21 protein-coding genes and 1 pseudogene are annotated in these 20298 nt (G+C 72.9%); 8 read left to right on the top strand and 14 right to left on the bottom strand.

The features are described from left to right. Nucleotides 1-2: 2 nt before the first annotated feature. The 3 genes from AB0C12_RS41465 to AB0C12_RS41455 all read right to left on the bottom strand — a co-directional run bounded on the left by AB0C12_RS41465 (nucleotide 3) and on the right by AB0C12_RS41455 (nucleotide 2900). Complete coding sequence (locus tag AB0C12_RS41465) at nucleotides 3-1418, bottom strand: cellulase family glycosylhydrolase (RefSeq protein ID WP_360556425.1); 1416 nt, start codon at nucleotides 1416-1418, stop codon at nucleotides 3-5. A 101-nt stretch (nucleotides 1419-1519) separates the two neighbouring features. After that, on the bottom strand, nucleotides 1520-2164 hold the full coding sequence (locus AB0C12_RS41460) for a GNAT family protein (RefSeq protein WP_360556423.1): 645 nt from the start codon (nucleotides 2162-2164) through the stop codon (nucleotides 1520-1522). A gap of 55 nt (nucleotides 2165-2219) precedes the next feature. After that, the gene (locus AB0C12_RS41455; protein ID WP_360556422.1) at nucleotides 2220-2900 is read right to left on the bottom strand and encodes a TetR/AcrR family transcriptional regulator; all 681 of its coding nucleotides are present in this window, start codon (nucleotides 2898-2900) and stop codon (nucleotides 2220-2222) included. Nucleotides 2901-2962: 62 nt separating this feature from the next. Between AB0C12_RS41455 and AB0C12_RS41450 the strand changes: the two genes are divergently transcribed. Further along, complete coding sequence (locus AB0C12_RS41450; RefSeq protein ID WP_360556421.1) at nucleotides 2963-3415, top strand: hypothetical protein; 453 nt, start codon at nucleotides 2963-2965, stop codon at nucleotides 3413-3415. A gap of 1 nt (nucleotide 3416) precedes the next feature. Here AB0C12_RS41450 and AB0C12_RS41445 read toward each other — a convergent pair whose 3' ends face one another. Next, on the bottom strand, nucleotides 3417-3869 hold the full coding sequence (locus AB0C12_RS41445; protein ID WP_360556419.1) for a DoxX family protein: 453 nt from the start codon (nucleotides 3867-3869) through the stop codon (nucleotides 3417-3419). A 319-nt stretch (nucleotides 3870-4188) separates the two neighbouring features. Here AB0C12_RS41445 and AB0C12_RS41440 point away from each other — a divergent pair, with 319 nt between their 5' ends. Genes AB0C12_RS41440 through AB0C12_RS41430 form a run of 3 tightly spaced genes read left to right on the top strand, consistent with a single transcriptional unit; the run spans nucleotide 4189 to nucleotide 7605 of the window. Next, on the top strand, nucleotides 4189-4788 hold the full coding sequence (locus AB0C12_RS41440) for a DUF4956 domain-containing protein (RefSeq protein ID WP_360556418.1): 600 nt from the start codon (nucleotides 4189-4191) through the stop codon (nucleotides 4786-4788). Then, complete coding sequence (locus tag AB0C12_RS41435) at nucleotides 4785-5573, top strand: polyphosphate polymerase domain-containing protein (protein ID WP_360556416.1); 789 nt, start codon at nucleotides 4785-4787, stop codon at nucleotides 5571-5573. The genes AB0C12_RS41440 and AB0C12_RS41435 overlap by 4 nt, the downstream gene beginning before the upstream one ends. After that, nucleotides 5566-7605: a CotH kinase family protein gene (locus tag AB0C12_RS41430; protein ID WP_360556415.1), complete on the top strand. Its 2040-nt coding sequence runs from the start codon at nucleotides 5566-5568 to the stop codon at nucleotides 7603-7605. Before AB0C12_RS41435 ends, AB0C12_RS41430 begins: the two co-directional genes overlap by 8 nt. A 19-nt stretch (nucleotides 7606-7624) precedes the next feature. On the opposite strand, the gene AB0C12_RS41425 is transcribed toward AB0C12_RS41430, so the two are convergent. The 5 genes and pseudogenes from AB0C12_RS41425 to AB0C12_RS41405 all read right to left on the bottom strand — a co-directional run bounded on the left by AB0C12_RS41425 (nucleotide 7625) and on the right by AB0C12_RS41405 (nucleotide 12085). Next, the gene (locus AB0C12_RS41425; RefSeq protein ID WP_360556413.1) at nucleotides 7625-8839 is read right to left on the bottom strand and encodes an NAD(P)/FAD-dependent oxidoreductase; all 1215 of its coding nucleotides are present in this window, start codon (nucleotides 8837-8839) and stop codon (nucleotides 7625-7627) included. Nucleotides 8840-8906: 67 nt separating this feature from the next. Continuing rightward, nucleotides 8907-9749: a hypothetical protein gene (locus AB0C12_RS41420; RefSeq protein ID WP_360556411.1), complete on the bottom strand. Its 843-nt coding sequence runs from the start codon at nucleotides 9747-9749 to the stop codon at nucleotides 8907-8909. Between the two features lie 9 nt (nucleotides 9750-9758). Further along, nucleotides 9759-11291: pseudogene (locus AB0C12_RS41415) on the bottom strand (alkaline phosphatase D family protein). 46 nt (nucleotides 11292-11337) lie between these two features. Continuing rightward, nucleotides 11338-11934, bottom strand: coding sequence for a hypothetical protein (locus tag AB0C12_RS41410; protein WP_360556409.1), 597 nt, complete (start codon nucleotides 11932-11934; stop codon nucleotides 11338-11340). Continuing rightward, nucleotides 11906-12085, bottom strand: coding sequence for a hypothetical protein (locus AB0C12_RS41405; RefSeq protein WP_360556408.1), 180 nt, complete (start codon nucleotides 12083-12085; stop codon nucleotides 11906-11908). Before AB0C12_RS41405 ends, AB0C12_RS41410 begins: the two co-directional genes overlap by 29 nt. Nucleotides 12086-12262: 177 nt before the next feature. On the opposite strand from AB0C12_RS41405, the gene AB0C12_RS41400 reads away from it, so the two are divergent. The 4 genes from AB0C12_RS41400 to AB0C12_RS41385 are packed head-to-tail and all read left to right on the top strand — an operon-like array spanning nucleotide 12263 to nucleotide 15651. Next, the gene (locus AB0C12_RS41400) at nucleotides 12263-12781 is read left to right on the top strand and encodes a sigma-70 family RNA polymerase sigma factor (RefSeq protein WP_360556406.1); all 519 of its coding nucleotides are present in this window, start codon (nucleotides 12263-12265) and stop codon (nucleotides 12779-12781) included. Further along, entirely contained in the window at nucleotides 12765-13844 is a 1080-nt protein-coding gene (locus AB0C12_RS41395; RefSeq protein ID WP_360556405.1) for a hypothetical protein, read from the top strand. Before AB0C12_RS41400 ends, AB0C12_RS41395 begins: the two co-directional genes overlap by 17 nt. Continuing rightward, nucleotides 13841-14812, top strand: a complete 972-nt coding sequence (locus tag AB0C12_RS41390) for an ABC transporter ATP-binding protein (RefSeq protein WP_360556403.1) — start codon at nucleotides 13841-13843, stop codon at nucleotides 14810-14812. Before AB0C12_RS41395 ends, AB0C12_RS41390 begins: the two co-directional genes overlap by 4 nt. Beyond that, the gene (locus AB0C12_RS41385; protein WP_360556402.1) at nucleotides 14809-15651 is read left to right on the top strand and encodes an ABC transporter permease; all 843 of its coding nucleotides are present in this window, start codon (nucleotides 14809-14811) and stop codon (nucleotides 15649-15651) included. Before AB0C12_RS41390 ends, AB0C12_RS41385 begins: the two co-directional genes overlap by 4 nt. 19 nt (nucleotides 15652-15670) lie before the next feature. Here AB0C12_RS41385 and AB0C12_RS41380 read toward each other — a convergent pair whose 3' ends face one another. Genes AB0C12_RS41380 through AB0C12_RS41360 form a run of 5 tightly spaced genes read right to left on the bottom strand, consistent with a single transcriptional unit; the run spans nucleotide 15671 to nucleotide 20251 of the window. Beyond that, nucleotides 15671-16645: an ABC transporter substrate-binding protein gene (locus AB0C12_RS41380; RefSeq protein ID WP_360556400.1), complete on the bottom strand. Its 975-nt coding sequence runs from the start codon at nucleotides 16643-16645 to the stop codon at nucleotides 15671-15673. A 3-nt stretch (nucleotides 16646-16648) separates the two neighbouring features. Next, entirely contained in the window at nucleotides 16649-17014 is a 366-nt protein-coding gene (locus tag AB0C12_RS41375) for a ferredoxin family protein (protein ID WP_360556398.1), read from the bottom strand. Then, nucleotides 17014-18621 (bottom strand): FAD-binding protein, encoded by a 1608-nt coding sequence (locus AB0C12_RS41370; protein ID WP_360556397.1) that lies wholly within the window; start codon nucleotides 18619-18621, stop codon nucleotides 17014-17016. The genes AB0C12_RS41375 and AB0C12_RS41370 overlap by 1 nt, the downstream gene beginning before the upstream one ends. After that, nucleotides 18618-19385 (bottom strand): ABC transporter ATP-binding protein, encoded by a 768-nt coding sequence (locus AB0C12_RS41365; RefSeq protein WP_360556395.1) that lies wholly within the window; start codon nucleotides 19383-19385, stop codon nucleotides 18618-18620. The genes AB0C12_RS41370 and AB0C12_RS41365 overlap by 4 nt, the downstream gene beginning before the upstream one ends. A 2-nt stretch (nucleotides 19386-19387) precedes the next feature. Further along, nucleotides 19388-20251, bottom strand: a complete 864-nt coding sequence (locus tag AB0C12_RS41360) for an ABC transporter permease (RefSeq protein WP_360556393.1) — start codon at nucleotides 20249-20251, stop codon at nucleotides 19388-19390. Nucleotides 20252-20298 lie beyond the last annotated feature (47 nt).

Here is a 20298-nt window from a genome sequence, read left to right as displayed (position 1 = left end):
TGTCAGCTGGTCGGGAAGTTGTCCGGGGTCCGGATGCGGCTGCGGATCAGCGCACCCGATTCGGAGAGGACACCGGTGCCCGCGTACGTGCCGCCGGCGCACGTGCCGGCCCGGAACGCCGCGCTGCCCTCACCGGCGTCGGAGAACGTCCAGTTCGCGTAGCTGATCTTGAGGCGGTCGAGCAGGTCGAGCCATGCCGTGCTGCTCGCCGTGTCGACGGCACCGCCGCCGGTGGCACTCACCGTGCCGAACTCGGTCACGAACAGCGGCAGCGCGGTGGCCGCCCGCTCCAGCTCGGCGCGGTAGTTGTCCTTGTGCGACGCCGCGTAGAAGTGGAACGCGTACATGATGTTGGTGGCCCGGACCGGGTTGGCGGTGATCTCGCTGGAGTTCGAGCCGTCCGAGACGCCCAGCGAGGACCAGCCCCGGGTGCCGACGATGATGACGGCGTCCGGGTCGTTGGCGCGGATCACCGGGATGACCTGCTCGGCGTAGTTCTTGATGCCGGTCCAGCTGACGCCGTTCGGCTCGTTGGCGATCTCGTAGATCACGTTCTTCTTGGCCGCGTTGCGGGTGGAGACCGTGTTGAAGAAGGTCTTGGCCCGCTCCAGGTTGTAGTTGGGGTCGCCCGGCGTGAGGGTGTGGAAGTCGATCAGCGCGTACATGCCGCGGGCCTCGGCCAGGTCGACCAGGTTGTTGACCTGGGCGGTGAAGCCGGCCGGGTTGGTCTCGTAGCCGCCCTCCTGCACGTACATCGCGATCCGGAACAGGTCGGCCTGCCAGTCGTTGGCCAGCGCGTCCAGGGAGGCGTTGTTGTAGCAGTTGGCGAACCACTGCAGGCCGTGCGTGCTCATGCCGCGCAGCTGGATCGGCCGGTTGTACTGGTTGCACAGGTTGACGCCGCAGACGTGCAGCTGGCCGTTGATCGCCACCGGCGTCCGGCCGGCCGGCGCGGTGGTCGGCGGCGCGCTGGGCGTGGTGGTCCGCGTCGGTGTCGGGCTCGCGGTGGGCGACGACGGCGTGCCGGAGCCGTCGCAGGAGCGGCCGTTGACCAGGCAGGTGGTGGGTCGCCCGGTGCCGTTGAGGACCAGGCCGAACTCGGTCGACGCGCCCGCGGCGAGGGTGGCGTTCCAGCCGGCCGGGGTGAACGTGTACGTGCCGCCGGAGCTCGCCTGGGTGGCGTTCCAGCTGTTGACCACGGTCGTTCCGGCGGGCAGGCTGAGCTCCACCCGCCAGGTGGAGATGGTCGCCGAGGTGTCGTTCTTGACCACGACGTTCGCCTGGTAGCCGGAGTTCCAGGAGTTCGTCACGGTGAACGCGGCGGTCTCCGCGGACGCCGGCAGGGCGATCAGAGCGACCGCCGAGGCGGCGGCGACGATGCCGCCGGCCGCGAGGAGCTTGAGTCTGAGGCTGCGCATGAAGGGGGCTCCGTCGGATCAGGGGGAGGACGGGTGCGTGGGAGCGCTCCCACGACGGCCGACTGTAACCCTCCGGGTGGACCGGCGCAATGTGAGTCGGGCTAGCCGATGCCCAGTACGGGCCGGCACTGCTCAACGCCGATCAGGTCGATGTCCGCGCGGCTGATCCGCTGCCACGCGTCCCGGGTGAGCCGCCACCGCTGGATCCGGGCGGGCTCGCCGCGGCGGGTGTCCCAGTCCGTGCCGTTCGGTTCGTAGCCCAGGGCGCGGGAGACACGGTTGGACGCCTCGTTGTCGACAAAGGCGTCACTGGCGGCCTCCTGTGCGCCCAGTCCGGCGAACGCCAGCTGCAGGATCGCCGCCCGCATCTCCTTGCCCAGCCCCCGTCCGCGGCTGCCCGGGGCCAGCCACGAGAAGCTGGTCACCGTGCCGAACCGGGTGAAGTTCGTGCCGATGAGGTCCTGCATGCCGACCGGTTCGCCGTCGACGAGCACGACGAAGTACAGCCGCCAGGCATCCGGGCTCACCCGGGCCCGGCCGGCCCAGATGCCGCGCAGCCACCGCCACTCGCGTTCCGGATTGTCGGCGTAGAGCGACATCGGGTCGTCGAACGGCCACGGCGCCGCATCGGCGATCCCGGCCCGTACCAGCGGCACGAGGCGTTCCAGCCGGTCGTCGGACGCACCGGCCAGCGTCAGGCGCGGTGTGCGGACCTCGACGTTGAGCGGGGGATAGATGTGGGCCACGCCCGGACGCTAGCCAGACCGCCCGGCCACCGCACCCGCTTTTGCCCGGCTCGGCTCAGCCCGGTCCGGGGGAGCCCTCGGTGACAGGGCCGGGTCCGTTGAGGATGGTCGCGGTGAGCATCCGGCGGAGCCAGTCCTCGTAGCGCTCGGGCGGCCAGCCGCGGCCGGTCGTGCACAGCCGGTAGACCTCGGGGGCGGTCAGCAGCCACGCCTCGTCGGCCGCCCGGGCGGGATCGCGCCCGGCGGGCAGGAGGCCGGCGGCGGCGAGATGGCCGACGAAGGCGGTGACGCCGGCCAGGCGCTCCCGGTCGGTCTCCGCCGTGATCTCGGCCGCTTCGGCGCCCCCGGTGCTCAGGGCGGCGGTCACGGCGCCGAGCCGTTCGGAGACGCCGCGGGCGATCCGGGCGTACGCCGCGATCTTGCGATCGGGGTCGGGCTCGGCGAGCAGGGCCCGCACCTCGGGTCGCTCACCCATCGGTACGGGTGCGTCGTCGCCGGCCAGGGTGACGTCGTACATCGCTTTGACCAGGCCGCGTTTGCCACCGAAGGTCTTGTAGACGGTCTCCTGGGAGACGCCGGCGGCCTCGGCCACCGCGCGGATGGTCAGGCCCGCGTACCCGTGCCGGAGCAGGCCCTCCCGGCAGGCGTCCAGGATCGCCGCCCGGCGCCGCCGGGCCTGCTCCTGGCGGCCGGAACTGTCGTAGGTGCGACGGGAAAGGGCGGGTGGGCGGGGCACGTCCCCATGCTACGGTCATTTCGATACAGCGCTGCTGTATCCAATGATGGGAGGGGCCGAGCATGGACTTCGCGCATGCCTATCTGCTCGCGCTGGCGGCGTTGACGGCCTACGTCGGCGGGGTCTCCGCGCTCACCACGCGGGTGAGTTACCCGCTCTACGCCGCTGTCCCGGCCGCGGCGTTCGTCGCCTATCACCGGCGGTACAGCCGGCAGATCCTTCCGGTGGTGATCGTTCCGGGGTTCGCCAGCTTCCTCGCCTGCCTGGCGCTGCCGCTGGTCCGGCCGGCCGCGGTGCCGCTCTGGGTGGCCGTGCTGATCGCCGCCGGCGGGCTGATCGCGTTGCTGGCCACCGTCACCGCGGCCGTCCCGTCGCATCTGCTGCTGCAACGGGACGGCTTCGCCGACGGGCCCTACCGCCGGCTGCGGGTAGCGGACCGGATCAGGACGGCGGCCTGCGGGGGCAGTGCCGCCCTGCTCGTTTGGTGCGTGGCGCTGGCGTTCGCGGCCCGCTGAGCTATCGGCGGCTGCCGGCGAGCTGGCTCTCGGTGGCGGTGACGGCCGTCGTGTCACGGCGGCGGGCGATGAGCGCGTCGACCGACCACGGGCCGGCGCCCAGCACGGCGATCACCAGGAAGGTCCAGGCGTAGAGCGCCGGGGTGACGCCGCCGTTCTGGATCGGCAGGACGCCCTCCGGCTGGTGGACCACGAAGTAGGCGTACGCCATCGAGCCGGAGGCGAGGAGCGCCGCGGGCCGGGTGGCCAGACCGGCCAGGACCAGGGCGCCGCAGACCAGCTGGATCACGCCGGCGTACCAGTTCGGCCAGGTGCCGGGCTCGATCGCCTGGCCCGAGCCGCGGTTGCCGCCGAGGACGCCGAAGACCGAGGCCATTCCGTGGCAGAGGAACAGCAGTCCGATGACGATGCGGAAGACCGACCACAGTGGAGCGGCGAAGCGATGGGAGGACATGGCTCTCCTTGCGGGACGGGGATGACGGGTGCTCGCAGAGTAGAAAAACTCAAGGCTTAAAGCAATGAAGTCCGTCAATATATGGGAGCGCTCCCACGCTGTGGGACGGAGAGCTCGGACGCCGAAACTTCCGAAACTCGGAGGACGATCACCGGTGCGCCGCCCGCGCAGGTGAAGCGGGCACTTAGCGAACAAAACGCCATGGTGAAGCATGGGTAAACATTGACATGCGTCGAATAGCGGTTTTAGTCTGCCGTCCAAGTTCCGTTGATGTTCCGGAACTTCCGGATTATTCCGCTTGCGCGAGGAGGACCGGCGTATGTCGGCATTCGTCTTGCTCGGGGCCGAGGTGCTGGCCGTCACCGTGCTCGTGCTCGGGCTGTACTTCCCGCGGCACCGGCGCCGGGACCTGATGGTGGCCTACTTCGGTGTCAACATCGGGGTGCTGGCCGTGGCCGACGCGCTGCGCACCACCGGCTCCGGCGCCGGGCTGGGCCTGGGCTTCGCGCTGTTCGGCGTCCTGTCGATCATCCGGCTGCGCTCGACCGAACTGGACCAGCACGAGGTCGCGTACTTCTTCTCCGCGCTCGCGCTCGGCCTGCTGGGCGCGCTCGACACCGTCTCGATCTGGCGCAACATCGCCCTGATGGGCCTGATCCTGGTGGTCATGGCGATCGTCGACAACCGCCGGGTGTTCAGCCGGTACGAGCACCAGACGATCGTGCTGGACTCCGTGGTCACCAACCGCGAGGAGCTGATCGGTCTGCTCGAGCACCTGCTCGACGGCAAGGTGCACTCCGCGCGCCCGCTGCGGGTGGACCTGATCAACGACTCCACCGTGGTCGACGTGCGGTACGCCCGTACCTCGTCCCGGGCGGTGGCACCGGTGAGCCCGGCCGCGTACGCGGCGCGGCGGTGACCACGGTCATGGACTTCGCCGCTCTGGACACGCTGCCCCGCATCGGCCTGGCCGACCTGGAGGAGCGCGCCGCCCTGCAGACCCGCGTCGACCGCAAGTACGTCATGCCCCTCGACGCCGCCGGCCTGCTGCTGGAGACGCTGGCGCCGCACGCCGTGGTGCTGGAGATCAACGGGATCCGGCAGTTCGCGTACGAGTCGCTCTACTTCGACACCCCCGAGCTCAGCGGCTACCACCGGACCGCGCACCGGCACCGCCGCCGGTTCAAGGTCCGCACCCGCACGTACGTCGACTCCGGCAGCTGCTGGCTGGAGGTGAAGGTGCCCGGCCCGCGCGGCAGCACGGTCAAGTACCGGGCCCCGCACGACCGCGAGCAGCAGCACACCGTGGCGGCCGGGCGCGCTTTCGTCGACGACGTCTTCTCCCGCCACGGTCTCCCGGCCGGCCACCACGTCGTCCTCGCCTCCGCGCTGCGTACCGAATATCTGCGCTTCACGCTGCTGCTGCCCGACACCGACAGCCGGGTCACCGTCGACACCGCCCTGCGGTGGAGCACCGGCGACGACGAGGTGCGGCTGCCGGGAACCGCGATCGTGGAGACCAAGACCGGTTCGGCCGCCTCCCGCGCGGACCGGGAGCTGTGGCGCCGCGGGCACCGTCCCGTCGCCTTCTCCAAGTACGCCACCGGACTGGCCGCCCTCCGCACGGATCTTCCGGCGGCGCCCTGGCGGCGGGTGCTCCGGCGACACTTCACCGCTGCGAGAGAGGAACTGGTCCATGGCTAGGCGGATACCGAAGGTCCTCGGCGCACTCATCGCTCTGTGCGTCGTCACCCCGCTCGCGCTCACCGTCAGCGCCCGCGCCGAAGCGGGCCGCTCGCCGGACGCCGTCGCACCGGCGGCCGCGGCGCCGGACGAGCTGACCGGCGACATCACGTTCTCGGTGCCGAGCGGCACCTTCCAGGGGTCGGTGTCGGTGGCGCTGAGCACCACGATCGCCGGCGCCGAGATCCGGTACACCACGGACGGCCGGCCGCCGGCCGCCACGTCCACCGCCTACCCCGGCCGGGCCCTGAGCCTGACCGGGACCACCCAGCTGCGGGCCCAGGCCTTCGTCAACGGTACGGCCACCGGCGCCCCCGGCACCGCGATGTACGTGGCCCGCTCGTTCGACGCCCAGCACGACCTGCCGCTGATGCTCATCGACGACTACGGCAAGGGCAAGCCCGGACGCGACTACGTGGACGCCGCCGCCATGGTCTTCGACACCGCCGGCGGGCGTACCTCTCTCGCCGCGACCCCGACCGTCGCCTCCCGGGCCGGTATCCACCTGCGCGGGCAGTCCTCGGCCATGTTCGACAAGGCGCCCTACCGGCTGGAGTTGCGCGACAACGCCGACGACGACGCGGATCTGCCCCTGCTGGGCATGCCGGCCGACTCGGACTGGGTGCTGCGCGGGCCGTTCAGCGACAAGTCGCTGATCCGCGAGGCGCTGGTCTACGACCTCGGCCGCGAGATGGGCATGGCGACGCAGCGGTACCGCTTCGTCGAGCTCTACCTCAACGTCGACTCCGCGCCCGTGGCCGCGGCCGACTACCAGGGCGTCTACATGCTGGTGGAGACGATCAAGAACAGCAAGGACCGGCTCGACCTCAAACAGCTCAAGGAGGCCGACACCACCCTGCCCAGGATCAGCGGTGGCTACATCTTCAAATTCGAGTGGCTGGCCGCCGAGGAACCCACCCTGACCTGTACGGGACCGGCCGCGACCTGCTGGAACTACCTCGAGGTCGAGGACCCGTCACCGCTGAACGCGCAACAGAAGTCCTGGCTGACGCAGTACCTGCAGCAGTTCCACGACATGCTGCACAGCTCCCGGTTCGCCGATCCGCAGACCGGCTACCGCGGCTGGATCGACACGAAGTCCTGGGTCGACCTGGTGATCCTCAACGAGTTCAGCCGCGAGATGGACTCCTACCTGCGCAGCACGTACTTCTACAAGGACCGGGAGGGCCCGATCGTGGCCGGGCCGCTGTGGGACTACGACCTGACCTTCGGCACCGGCGGCTTCTTCGGCAACGAGCAGACCGCCGGCTGGCAGTACCAGCAGACCCGCTCGCCGCAGGCCAACGACTGGTTCCAGATCCTGCTGACCGATCCCGCGTTCCAGAACGACCTCAAGGTCCGCTGGCAGGCACTGCGTCGCGGCCTGCTCTCCGATGCCTCGCTCAACGCCCGCGTCGACGCGCTCAGCACCCCGCTGACCGCCGCGGCCCAGCGCAACTTCCAGCGGTGGCCCAACCTGAGCTCCCGGATGGTCGGGCCGTTCGTCACCGACACGTCCGCGACCTGGGCGGGTCAGGTCCAGGTCATGCGCAACTGGATGACCCGGCGCGCCGCCTGGCTCGACGGCCCGACCGCCTGGGGCGGCGCCACCACCTCGCCGTCCCCGACTCCGTCGGCCCCTTCCCCGTCCCCGTCGAACCCGGTGCCGCCGACCACACCGCCGCCGGCCGGCGCCGGCTGCACGGCGACCTACACCTCGGCCGGCCAGTGGGCCGGCGGCTTCCAGGCCGAGGTACGGGTCAGCGCCGGCACCACCGCCATCAGGACCTGGGCCGTCACCCTGACCTTCGCCGACGGCCAGCGGATCAGCCAGGCCTGGAACGCGGTGCTGTCCACCAGCGGTGCCGCGGTGACCGCCCGCAACGAGAGCTACAACGGCGCTCTGGCCGCCGCGGCCAGCACCACCTTCGGCTTCGTCGGCACCTGGACCGGCACCAACACCCCACCGGCGGTGACCTGCACGGCGACCTGACCGGTCCACCCACCGGCGGTCAGGTCTGCGCTGCCCGGCTCATGATGCGGCCGATGTTGTCGGGTGCGAAGAACTCCGCCGGTGGCGTGGCGCCCGAGTTCACCCGGGCGAAGGCGTCCATCGCCTCCTGGTTGCCCTGGACGGCCGTGAGCAGCTGCACCATCTGCGGGTCCGGTGGCTGCAGCGAGGCGATCTGCGCGGTCATCTCGTACATCGGCAGGACCCGCTCGTCGCGGGTCGACCAGTAGTCGCCCATCGCCTCGGCGTACGGCCGGGCGCCGGTCAGTGCCCGGTCGAGCGCGTCGGCGCAGAGCTCGGCGTCGTGGAAGGCGTCCGTGATGCCCTGGGCGGTGATGAAGTCCCGGTTGTAGCCGGCGTCGCCGACCAGGGCCCAGCCCGGACCGAACGGCGTGCGGAAGTAGTTCGGCACCGACGTGCCGACGAACCGGCTCTCCCGCTCGGCGTCGGCGAGCCGCTCGGCGAACGCGGGCGCCAGCGCGAACGTCTCCCGCAGGGTGCCCTCGATGTCGTTGCGGTGCTCGGCCAGTTCCGCGTACGGCCAGCCACCGATGACCATGGTGAGATCGTCGTGGGTCGGGCAGACCGCCCAGCCGCGCCCGGTCCGGCTGTAGATCTCGAACGTGCCGTCCGTCGGCAGGTTGCTCCAGTACGAGTAGTAGCCGCAGGTCAGCGGCGGCAGCTCGTGGTACTGCCGGGCTTGCACGGCCTTGGCGACCACCGAGTTGCGTCCGTCGGCCCCGACCACCACCCGGGCCCGCTCGACCACGGCCGAGCCGCCGGCGTCCCGTCCGCGGATCTCGGCCGGCTCACCGTCGGCGACCCGCACCTCCTCCACGGTGAACCCCTCGCGGACTTCGGCACCGGCGGCCGCGGCGGCGTCGAGCAGGATCTTGTCGAGCACGGTCCGCCGCGGCGCGTACGCCACGGGGGAGTGCTCGGTCCCGGGCGCCCCGGCCAGCGTGACCGGCCCGAAGTCGAACGTGTACCGGGAGATCGGCGGGACGCCCGTGGCCGTGACCTGCTCCAGCAGCCCCCACCGGCGCAGCGCGTCGACACCCGGCGGATGGATGAAGTGGGTGGACACGGTGTCGCTCGGGAACGTCGCCCGGTCCACCACGAGCACCCGATGGCCCCGGCGAGCCAGCAGCATCGCGACGGGCGACCCCGCACACCGTGCCCCGACCACAATCACGTCGTACGCCTGATCCGGCATCTGTCTCCCCCTCCGGGACATCATGCTGGGCGGCTCCGGCCAATGTCGACAGACCGTCCGAGGGAATCTAGGAGATCGCGAGTTCCACGATCCGGGTCTGGTCGTTCACGCCGTTGGCGGCGAGGGTGACGAGTCGCAGGGCGGAGCTGGGCTGCCTCGCGAAGGTGCTGCTCACCGTCCGGGCGGTGTTGCCGCGGACCTCGGCGACCGTGCGCCAGCCGGTGTGGGTGGCGAGCTGGACGTCCCAGTCGCGCAGGCCGTACCGGGCGGTGGGGTACTGCGGTGAGTCGACCGTGGTCACGGTGACGCGGGTCAGCTGCTGGGGGTGGGACCAGGTGAGTGCGTACCAGTCGGGCCACTGCCGGCCGGTGCCGTCGGCCCAGCCGGTGCCGGCGCCCCAGCGAGCCGGGTCGGCGTCGCCGTCGACCGCCCCGCAGACCGGGAAGCCGGTCCGTGACGACGAGGCGGTGACCCGGGCCGCGGACCGGGCCAGGTCGGTGGTCGGCCGGGCCGGTGACACGGCGACCGGTACGGCGGCCCGCCGCGCCCCGCTGGCCACCCGCACGGTGTAGGTCCCGGCGGGCGTTCCGGTCGGAGCGCTGACCGCCACCGGCACGGTACGGGTGTAACCGGCCGGCAGCCAGGTCGAGATCAGCCGCCGGGGCAGGTGCAGGGCCTCGGGTGCGGTGAGGACGGCGTCGGCGTAGACCGGGGTCCGTCCGGTGTTGGTCAGGCGTACCAGGAGCTGCCCGCCGTTGCACTGGCCGGTGGTGATCGGCAGGGTCTCGGGACCGGCCGACAGCCGCACGCCGGTGCGGGGCGGGCCGGCGGTGGCGGGCGCCGGGCCGCCGACCGCGGTGACGACGACGGCGAGCAGGGCGGCGGCACGATGTGCCCGGATACGGTCCATGGTTGTCCCTCAGGCCGGGTTCAGGCCCGGACGGTCGCGGTGGGATACGAACGAGGCGCGGGTGGTGACGGGCGCGCCGGGGTGGTTGATGTAGGGCAGCGTCCGGTAGTCGGCGCGCAGGGTGGTACGGGTCAGCGTGCAGCGCAGGTAGCCGCGCTGGGCGTTGGCGAACAGCAGGTGCGGACTGTCCCGCCGCTGCTGGTCCAGGGTCGGCGTGCTGTCCGTACCGTTGCCGCCGCTGGAGATCGACGTGCCGACCAGCTCCACCGCCACGGCCGGCGATTGCGGCCGGGCGAAGTCCGGGCGCAGGTCGGCCGCGTAGTTGACGTGGATGTCGCCGGTGAGGACGACGGTGCCGGGGACCCGGGCGGCCGTCCGCAGGATCCGGTCGCGATCGGCCCGGTAGCCGTCCCACTTGTCCATGTCGAGCAGGGGCGGGTCCGCGCCGTAACGGCACTCGGCCATCATCACCTGCTGGGCCAGGAGGTTCCAGCGGGTGCCGGCCCGCTGCATGCCGTCGAGCAGCCAGCCGCGCTGGGCCGCGCCGAGCAGGGTGCGGCGCGGGTCGTCGCGCTGCGCGCAGCCGGTCCGCAGCCCGTCGCCGCAGGCCTGGTCCGAGCGGTACTGCCGGGTGTCGAGGACGTGCGCCTCGGCGAGGTCGCCGAACCGCAGCCGGCGATGCAGCCGCATGCCCGCGCCGGTCGGCTGCTGCGGGCGGCGCAGGGGCTGGTTCTCCCAGTACGCGCGGTAGGCGTTGGCCCGCTGCACGAGGAAGTCCCGGGCCGGGACGTCGAAGCGGGGCACCCCGGCGGCCTAGTTGTCCTGCACCTCGTGGTCGTCCCAGGTCAGCACCCACGGGACGGCGGCGTGCGCGGCCTGCAGGTCCGGATCCGTGCGGTACAGCGCGTACCGCATCCGGTAGAGGTCGAGGGTGTCGACCGGCAGCTCGAACGTGTCCGGCAGGTGGAGTCCGGGGTCCAGCCGGTTGCCGCCGGCGCTGGTGACGGCGTTCTCGTAGATGTAGTCGCCGAGGAAGAAGACCACGTCGAGGTCCTCCGCGGCCAGGTGCCGGTACGCGGTGAAGTACCCGTCGCCGTAGGCCTGACAGGACGCGACCCCGAACCGCAGGGCTTGCGGGGAGGCGGAGACGGCGGGTGCGGTACGCGTACGCCCGGCCGGGCTGAGGTACGCCCCGGTGCGGAACCGGTAGTGGTAGTCCCGGCCGGACCGCACCACCTGTCGGAACGCCGCGTCCTCGGCCACCTGCCACTGCACGGAGTAGCCGGCGAACGGCAGTCCGCCCATGGGTTCCAGCGGCCGCGGCGCCAGCCTGGTCCACAGCACCACGCCGTCGGGCAGCGGATCACCCGAGGCCACCCCGAGCGTGAACGGATTCCGCCGGAGGGGCCCGCCTGTCGTCGCGGCCGGGGCGGCGACCGGGGTGAGCGCCGCCGTCAGCGCGGCGCCGCCGAGGGCGAGCAGGCCACGACGGGGCAACGCTGCGAGCCGGGTGGCGGGAGCGGGCCGGTGCGGTGACAGCATGGGCGGCTCCTGACGGCTGCTGGGCATGATCGCCACCAGCTCAACGTCACCGGCCACCCCGCGGATACGCCCCGCTCACGCCTTCGCCCGGCGACCGCAGGCGCTGGATGCGCGCACGCAGAGCCCGCTGGAGGAGCACGGGAAAGACGTGCAGCAACACCGTGAGGCCGGACAGCCAGGCGACGGCGTCCCACGCACCGGCCGCGGCCACCACGACCGACACCGCGGTCACCACGACGGCGACCACCAGGTGGCCACATTCCGCCGAGCGGGTCTGCCTGTCCAGCACCGCGAGCGACGCCCGGGTGCCGGTGAATCCGCGGCCGCCGCGCATCAGCCGCTCCCAGCCGACCACGCGCAGCAGCCGCAGGTACCACCACGCGCCGAGCCGGCGGTACACCGTCGGCTCCCAGCCGCGTACCCGGAACCAGGCGCCGGCCAGCCGCGGCCGCGCGGCGTCCAGGACCCCGGAGATCCACCCCATCAGCAGGAAGTGCAGCACCCAGGCGAAGGCCGGTCCGCGGAAGCCGAACACGGTGCCGGTCGCCCAGGCGGCGCCGGCCACGACAGCGACGCCGGCCAGGGCGACCGCGACGGTGCGGGACGTCCGGGCGCTAGTCGTCGTCCCCGTCGTCGTCGTCATCGTCGTCCTGCTCGCCGCCGGGGCAGCCGGTGAGCGTCAGCAGCCCGCCCACGGCGCCGGCCGCCAGCAGCGCCCGGCCGAAGAAGGCCCGCCGGCCCAGCGCGGTGCCGGCGTCCGGGTCGTCCCGCGTGTCCGTCTTTGTGTCGTCCATGCCGGCATTCTCGCAGTGTCCCGGGCCGGCCGGGAAGTCCTGCGCGCCGGACCCCGACCGGACACGATCGAGGTGGGGCGGATCCGGGTGTCACATCCGCGGCACCGGCGGTGCTCTGTAGATGTGGAGCAAGATGTGAAGCTCGTCAGGCCGGCCGGGCGAGAGGGTGGCGAGGCGGTGTCGACTCCTTCGGTACGGGGTGCCGTGCGAGCCGACCTCGAAGAGGTCTTCCGCAGCGCCTATCCGCGGGTCGTCGCGGTCGCCGCCCGGGTGCTCGGTTCCCGGGACGAGGCCGAGGACGTGGCGCAGGAGGTGTTCCTGACCTTCGGGCGCTCCGCGGTGCCGGCCGGGGAGGCGGTGGGCTGGCTGTCCGTCGCCGCGGCGCACACCGCGCTCAACCATCTGCGCTCCAGCCGGCGACGCGCCGCCCGGGAGGAGGCCGCCGGTGACGACGGCGCCGTCTGGCCCGATGTCGCCGACACCGTCGTGACCCTCGAGGAGCGCCGCCGGGTGCGCTCGGCACTGGCCCGGCTCCCTCGCAAGCACGCCGTGGCCCTGGTGCTGCGGCACAGCGGCCTGAGCTACGCCGAGGTGGCGGCCGCCCTGGATCTTTCCCCCGGCAGCGTGGGCACCACCGTGCGGCGCGCCGAATCCGCCCTACGCAAGGAGTTGAACCGTCATGCGTCATCCGACTGACGGCACGCTGCGCCGGCTGCTGGACGAGCCGGCCGGTGTCGCCGACGCCGATCGTGAGCACGTCTCCGGTTGCCCGGCCTGCCGGGCCGGGCTGGCCACCGCCGAGCGGGACGCGCAGCTGACCCGGGCGGCGCTGGACGTCGACGTCACCGTGGACGTGGACGCGGGATGGTCCCGGCTGTCGCAGGCGGTCGCCGCCGACCAGCCCCGCCGGCGGCCGGTCGCCGCCTCGCGGTGGCGCACGGCGCTGCGCAAGCCGGTGGTCGCCGCCTTCGCCGCGGTCGCCCTGCTCGGCGGGGCCAGCGCCGCGGCCGCCGCCGACTGGCTGGAGATCTTCCGGACCGAGCAACTCGCCCCCGTGACCCTCAGCCAGGCCGACCTGGTCGCCCTGCCCGACCTGGACGCGTACGGCAAGGTCGAGATCACCCAGGAGGTGAAGGTCCGTCAGGTCGCCGACGCCGACGCCGCGGAGAAGGCCTCGGGGCTCGCCGTCCCACGGGTGCGCGAGCTGCCCCGGGGCGTGACGGGACAACCGGCGTACCAGGTCGGTGGCCGGGTGAACGCCGTGTTCACCTTCTCCGCCGACAAGGCGGCCCGGACCGCCGCCGCGACGGGCCGGACGCTGCCGCCGCCTCCCGCGGGTCTCGACGGCAGCCAGTTCCGGTTGAGTGCCGGTCCGGGCGTCGCCGGGGTCTGGTCCGAGGCGCGGGGCGTACCGGCGCTGATCGTGGCCCGGGTCGTCGCTCCCACCGCCTACTCCGCGGGGATCCCGTTCCGGACGGCGGTGGACTACCTGCTGTCGCTGCCGGGTGTGCCGGAGAACATCAAGGCGCAGCTGCGCGGCTACACCGGCGACGCGACGACACTGCCGCTGCCGGTGAACTCGCAATACCTGACCAGTTCGGCCACCGAGGTCGGGGGCACGCCCGCCACCGTGCTGGCCTCCCGGGACGGGCTGATCACCGCCGTGGTCTGGGTGAAAGACGGTGTCGTGACGGCGGTGGCCGGCTCGCTGAGCGCCGACGAGGTGGTCTCGGTGGCCCGCGGGCTGGGGCAGCGGTGACCATCGATCCCGTGGTCACCGCCGAGCGCAAGCTCGCCGACCTGCCGCCCACGCCGGCCGTGTGGTGCTCCGGCCTGCGCAAGCGCTACCGCAAACAGACCGCTGTCGACGACGTGTCCTTCACCGTGGGCCGCGGCGAGGTGCTCGGCCTGCTGGGACCCAACGGCGCCGGCAAGACCAGCGTCATCAAGATCCTGCTCGGCCTGGTCCGGCCCGACGCGGGCGAGGTGCTGCTGCTCGGCCGCCCGGGTACGGACCCGCAGGCCCGCACCCGCGTGGGCTACCTGCCGGAACTGTTCCGCTACCAGCCCTGGCTCAGCGCCGCCGAGGTGCTCGCTCTGCACGTGCGGCTCGCCGGTGCCGCGGTGCCGGCACGGGAACAGCGCGAGAGCCTGGCCCTGGTCGGTCTGGCCGACCGCGCCGGGGACCGGGTCGGTGGCTTCTCCAAGGGCATGCAGCAGCGCCTCGGGCTGGCCGTCGCGCTGGTGGCCCGTCCGGAGCTGGTGCTGCTCGACGAGCCGACCAGCGCGCTGGACCCGATCGGCCGGGCCGACGTGCGGGACCTGCTGCTCTCCCTCAAGGAGCGCCGGGTCGCCGTGCTGCTCAACTCGCACCTCATCGGCGAGGTGGAACGGGTCTGCGACCGGGTCGTCATCCTCGACAAGGGCCGGGTCGCGGCGTCCGGCACGCTGGCCGAGCTGCTCGGTCAGCGGGAGCTGCGGTTGCGGCTCGACGAGGTCAGCCCGCCGGCGGAGGCTCGGCTGGCCGCCGCCGGGCACCTGACCCGCAGCGGCGACTCGTACACGGTGACGCTGCCGGCCGATCAGAGCGCCACGATGGTGCCCGACCTGGTGGCCGAACTGGTCCACCTCGGGGTCCGCGTGCACGCCGTCGAACCGGCCCGGATCAGCCTCGAGGAACGACTGCTGGACATCCTGCGCGCCGGCACCGGAGGGGACCACCGATGATCGCCCGTACCGTCCTGACCCTGGCCGTCCTCACCCTGCAGGAGGCCCTGCGCCGGCGGGTGCTGCGCTCGCTCGTCGTGATGACGGCCGTGCTGCTGTCGCTGAGCGCCTGGGGGTTCTACCGGCTGGACTCGGAGTTCGGCACGCTCACCACCGGGGAGGCCCGGATCGCCGCCTCCACAGTGCTCAACCTGGTGATGTTCGGACTGAGCCTGATCGCCGCGCTCGGTACGGCGTTCCTGGCCGGCCCCACCCTGGCCGGGGAGATCGAGTCCGGCATCGCGCTGGCCGTCATGACCCGGCCGGTACGCCGCTCGGCCGTCCTGCTCGGCAAGTGGCTGGGCCTGGTCGCCTTCGGCAGCGGTTTCGTGGTCGTGGCCGGGCTCGGGCAGCTCCTCATCGTCCGGATCACTGTGGGCTACTGGCCCCCGCAACCGGCCACCGGCCTGGCCCTGCTGGCCGCGCAGACCACGGTGCTGCTGACCCTGGGCCTGCTGCTGTCCACCGTGATCTCCCCGATGGCGTCGGGCATCGTGGCGGTCGGTCTCTTCGGCGCCACCTGGATCGCCGGCGTGGTCGGCATGGTGGGCGAGGCGTTCGGCAACGAGGGCATGGCGGGCGTCGGCACGGTGTCGCGGATGCTGCTGCCCACCGACGGCCTGTGGCGCGGGGCGATGCACGCGTTCCAGCACCCGGCCCTGTCGCAGTTCCCGGCGTTCGAGGACTCGCCGTTCCTGAGCGTGGCCCCGCTCACCGCCACCTACCTGGCCTGGGCCGCCCTGTGGGTGGCGGTCGTCCTGGGCCTGGCCGCCCTGGCCTTCCAGCGCCGCGACCTGTGAGCGGCGCTGGAAGGTCGGCTCAGGGCCGGGCCACGATCCAGTCGTCGAGGTTGAAGTCGGTACGGATGAACTTCTGCTCCACCAGGAACTGCTTGGTCCCCTTGAGCAGCGCCAGCCCCTCGGGGGTGAAGGGCTCCGCCGGCCACTGGTCGGCGTGGGTGGAGGCCTCCACGATCTTCGGCGGGAAGCCGTTGATGCTCACCGTGTACGCCAGGAAGCCCGGCCAGTCCGCCTTGGCCTTGGTGGTGGCGTCGCGCTGGGCCTGCTGCCACGCGGACACGATGCCCGGCTCCGCCGCGAGGAACTTGTCGGTGACCACTGTGGAGCTGGTGCCCAGGTACTGACGGTGGTCCTTGGACGCCAGCGTGATCAGCGGGTAGCCCTTGGCCTTCAGCGCCTCCACGTTGGCGATCGGCACGGCGGCGGCGTCCACGTCCCCGCGTTCCAGCGCCGCCTCGACGTCCGCGCTGTAGATGTGGATGACCTCGGCCGGCTTGACCCCCGCGTCGCCGAGCGCGCCCAGCAGGTAGCGGTGGATGTACGAGCCGGTCTGCACCGCCACCTTCTTGCCGGCCAGCCCGGCGAGCGAGGTCGGGCCGCCGGACTTCCGGGCCAGGATGCCGGCGTCCAGGTTGATCTGGGACTGGGCGATCAGCCGGGTGGGCTGCTCGGCGCCCCGGGCCACCAGGGCCGGGGTGTCGCCGTAGGTGGCCAGGTCGAGCTCGCCGGCGGCCAGCGCCTGGTTGAGGTCGGGGCCGTTCGGGAAGGTGACGACCTTGACCCCGGTGACGCCGAGCGACGACAGCGCCGGGACCAGGCCGTTCTTGCTGTTGAGGTAGCCGACCGGACCGGACAGCTTGTTGCCGTTGCCGATCGCGCCGATGCGCAGGGTGAAGGTGTCACCGGGGCCGGCCGCCTCGGACGGCTCGCCGCCGCAGCCGGCCAGCCCCAGCAGCGCGGCGGTGGCGACGGCCAGCAGAGTTCTCGTACGCATCGGTCATTCTCCTTGAGCGGGTGCGGGGGTGATCCGGGCGCGGCCCAGTTCGGGGCCGACGGCGGTCCGGGCGCCGGACTTGCGGCCACGACCCCAGCCGAGCTCCTTGCGGTAGCTGCCGAGCAGGCCGGTGTCCGTGACGTGGTCCTCGTCGCGCAGCGGCGAGCCCGGTGGCGCGGGGTGGGTGAGCGGGGCGACGAACAGGGCGTCGGCCGGGCAGTGCGCCTCGCACATGAAGCAGGTCTGGCAGTCGCTCTGCCGGGCGATGACCGGTACACCGTCGGCGCCGCGGTCGAAGACGTCGGTCGGGCACACCGCGATGCACACGTCGCAGGTGACACACCGGGAAGCCGAGACGACCTCGATCATCACGCCACCGCCAGTTCCGGGCGCGGGGCCAACAGCGACTCGGGCCGGACCCACAGCTCGTCGAGGCCGCCGACCGTGAGCCGGCGGTGCTGGGCCGGATCGAGGTCCGGGTACTCCTGGCGCCGGGCCATGCCCCGGCTCTCGGTCCGGGCCAGCGCGCTGGTGTACATCCACCGGGCGTGGGCGACCATCGCCGCGGCCTGCCGCAGCCGGGGCGTGCCGGCCGGGTCGGCGCTCGCACCCGCCCGCAGCCGCTGCCACAGCTCGTCCAGCTCGGTCAGCGCCGGCCGCAACCGGTCGCCGTGCCGCAGGTAGTTCTTGTCGTACGGGTGCACCTGCCGGCGCAGCACGTCCTGCGCCTCGGCCCACGGGTCGCCGTCGAAGGGCCGCCCGCCGGTGGGCCGGACCGCGACCCCGCCGGTCCCGGTCAGGCGCCGCTTGGCCGCCGAGCTGCCCAGCGCCGCGGCGAAACGGGCCGCGCCGCCGCCGGCCCAGGTGCCCGAGGACATCGCCCAGGCCGAGTTGTGACTGCCCCCGCCGGTGAAGCCGCCGCAGATCAGCTCGCGGGTGGCCGCGTCGCCGGCGGCGTACAGACCGGGGACGCTGGTCGCGCAGTCGTCGTCGACGATCTGGATGCCACCGGTGCCGCGGACGGTGCCCTCCAGCAGCAGGGTGACCGGGAACTTGTCGGTGAACGGGTTGATGCCGAGCCGGTCGAAGGTGAGGAAGAAGTTCGGCTGGCCCGAGCGCATGAGGGCCTGCTGCTCCGGCGTCGCGTGGTCGATCTGGCACAGCACCGTGCCGGTGCGCAGCAGCTCCTTGGCGATCACCGAGCGCCCGCCCTGGCTCCCGGCCCCGGCCAGCGGGGTGCCGTCGCCGTGGAAGAACGTGGCGAAGCCGTAGTAGGCCGTCTTGGTCACCGAGGTGAAGGCCGGGGCGATGGCGTACGAGTTGGAGAACTCCATGCCGGACATAGCGGCTCCGGCCTCGGCGGCGTAGAGGGCGCCGTCACCGGTGGCGACGTCGCAGCCCAGCGCCTTGGACAGGAACGCGCAGCCGCCGGTGGCCAGCACCACCGCGGAGGCGCGGACCCGGTAGTCGGTGTTGTGCTGGCGGCGGTGGCCGCGTACCCCGGCGACCGTGCCGGTGGGGTCGACCAGCAGCTCGGTGGCCGGGCTGTGGTCCAGGATCCGCACCCCGGCCCGCTTGATCCAGGACCGCATCCGGCGCATGTACTCCGGCCCCTGCAGGCCCCGCTTGTGCACGACGCCGTCGACGACGGGGAACGGGTAGCGCGCCTCGGCCTCGAGGCGGTTCATGTTCTCGTAGGTCTGGTCCAGGACGCGGGCCATCCAGCGGCGGTCCTGCAGGTGGCCGCCGAGCGCCTCGCGGCTGGCCATCGCCTTCTCGCGGGCGGCGGGTTCCGGCTGGACGTACCAGACGCCGGTGCCGCCGGAGGCGGTCGGTCCGGAGGTCCCGCAGTAGCCCTTGTCGAGCAGCAGGACGTCGGCCCCGGCCGCCGCGGCGGTCAGCGCCGCCCAGGTGCCGGCGGGGCCGCCGCCGACGATGACGACGTCGGCGGTCAGGTCGAGGGCGGTCGTGGTCATGGCTTCTCCTCGGGTACGGATTTGTCGGTCGGCAGGTCGGCGTTGACCCCGAGGGCACGCAGCAGGGCGCGGCGCAGGGCGAGCAGCCGCGGGTTGTCGAGGGCCCGCGGGCGGGGGACGTCGACGACGAACTCCTCGGCGATGCGCCCGTCGCGCAGGACCAGGGCCCGGTCGGCGAGCAGCAGGGCCTCCTCGACGTCGTGGGTGACCAGCAGGACGGCCGGCCGGTGCTCGGTCCAGAGCTGGGCCACCAGGGCCTGGGCCTTGATCCGGGTGAGCGCGTCGAGGGCCCCGAACGGTTCGTCGAGCAGCAGCAGGTCGGGGGTACGCACCAGGGCCCGGGCCAGGGCGACCCGCTGGGACTCGCCGCCGGACAGGGTCCGGGGCCAGGCGTCGGCCCGCGCGGCCAGCCCGACCTCGGTGAGGGCGTGCAGTGCGCGGCCGCGCAGATCGGGCCCGCGGACGCCGAGAGTGACGTTGCGCCACACCCTGCTCCACGGCATGAGCCGGTGCTCCTGGAAGACGATGGCGCGCCGGTCGGGCACCCGGAACCGCCCGGTGGCCCCGCGGTCGAGCCCGGCCACGGCCCGCAGCAGGGTGCTCTTGCCGGAGCCGCTGGCCCCGAGCAGGGCGACGAACTCGCCGGGGGCGATGTCGAGGTCGGCGCCGGCGAGCACGACCCGGCCGTCGAAGGCCCGGCGTGCGCCGCGGACCCGGACGGCGGCGGTCCCGGTGCCGGGGACGGCAGTCGTGGTGGCGGTCATGCTCACTCTCCCGCGAAGCCGCGGCGCCAGGCCAGCGCGCGGCGCTCGATGAGGCGGACGAACAGGTCGGTGGCCAGTCCCAGCAGGGCGTAGATGACCAGAACCACGAAGATCACGTCGGTCCGCAGGAACTCGCGGGCGTCGTTCATCAGGAACCCGACCCCGGCCGTGGTGGCGGTCTGCTCCGCGACAACGAGGCTGAGCCAGCCCAGCCCGAGGGCCTGGCGCAGTCCGACCAGGATCTGCGGGAGCGCGCCGGGCAGGATCACCCGCAGGATCAGGCCCAGCCGGCCGACCCCGCAGGACCGGGCCGACTCGACCAGGCGCTCGTCGACGCCGCGGATGCCGTGCAGCACGTTGAGGTAGAGCGGGAAGATCGGCCCGATGGCGATCAGCGCGATCTTCGACGTCTCGCCGATGCCGAACCAGATGATGAAGATCGGTACGAGCGCCAGGTGCGGCAGCATCCGCAGCGACTGCAGGGGCCCGTCGACGAGGTCCTCGGCCAGGCGCAGCAGCCCGGCGGCCAGCCCGAGCAGCAGGCCCACGCTGAGCCCGATGGCCAGTCCCTTGGCGACCCGGGTGAGCGAGACGCCGAGGTGGTGGGCCAGTTCGCCGCTGGCGATCAGCTCGCGGGCGGCGCTGAGGACATCGGTCGGTGCCGGGGTGGTGGTGCCGAGCCACCCGGCGCCCGCACCGACCTGCCAGAGGACCAGGACGGTGAGCAGGCCGGTGGCCTTGCGGGCGGGGGTGAGCCGGCGGGCGACGCGGCGCCAGCGGGCCGGCGCCGCCGGGACGTCGTCCGGTGGGTCGGTGTGGACCGGTCCGGCGGCGATGCCGGCGCGGTCGAGGACGGATGAGGACATGGCGACTCCTTCGCGCCACACGCGGACGGATGGCGCCCGGGTGGGTC

This window comes from Actinoplanes sp. NPDC048967 (assembly GCF_040649415.1).
GTDB lineage: Bacteria > Actinomycetota > Actinomycetes > Mycobacteriales > Micromonosporaceae > Actinoplanes.
The sequence above is the reverse complement of the archived record's forward strand: the minus strand, read 5'-3'. Positions and strand labels throughout refer to the sequence as shown.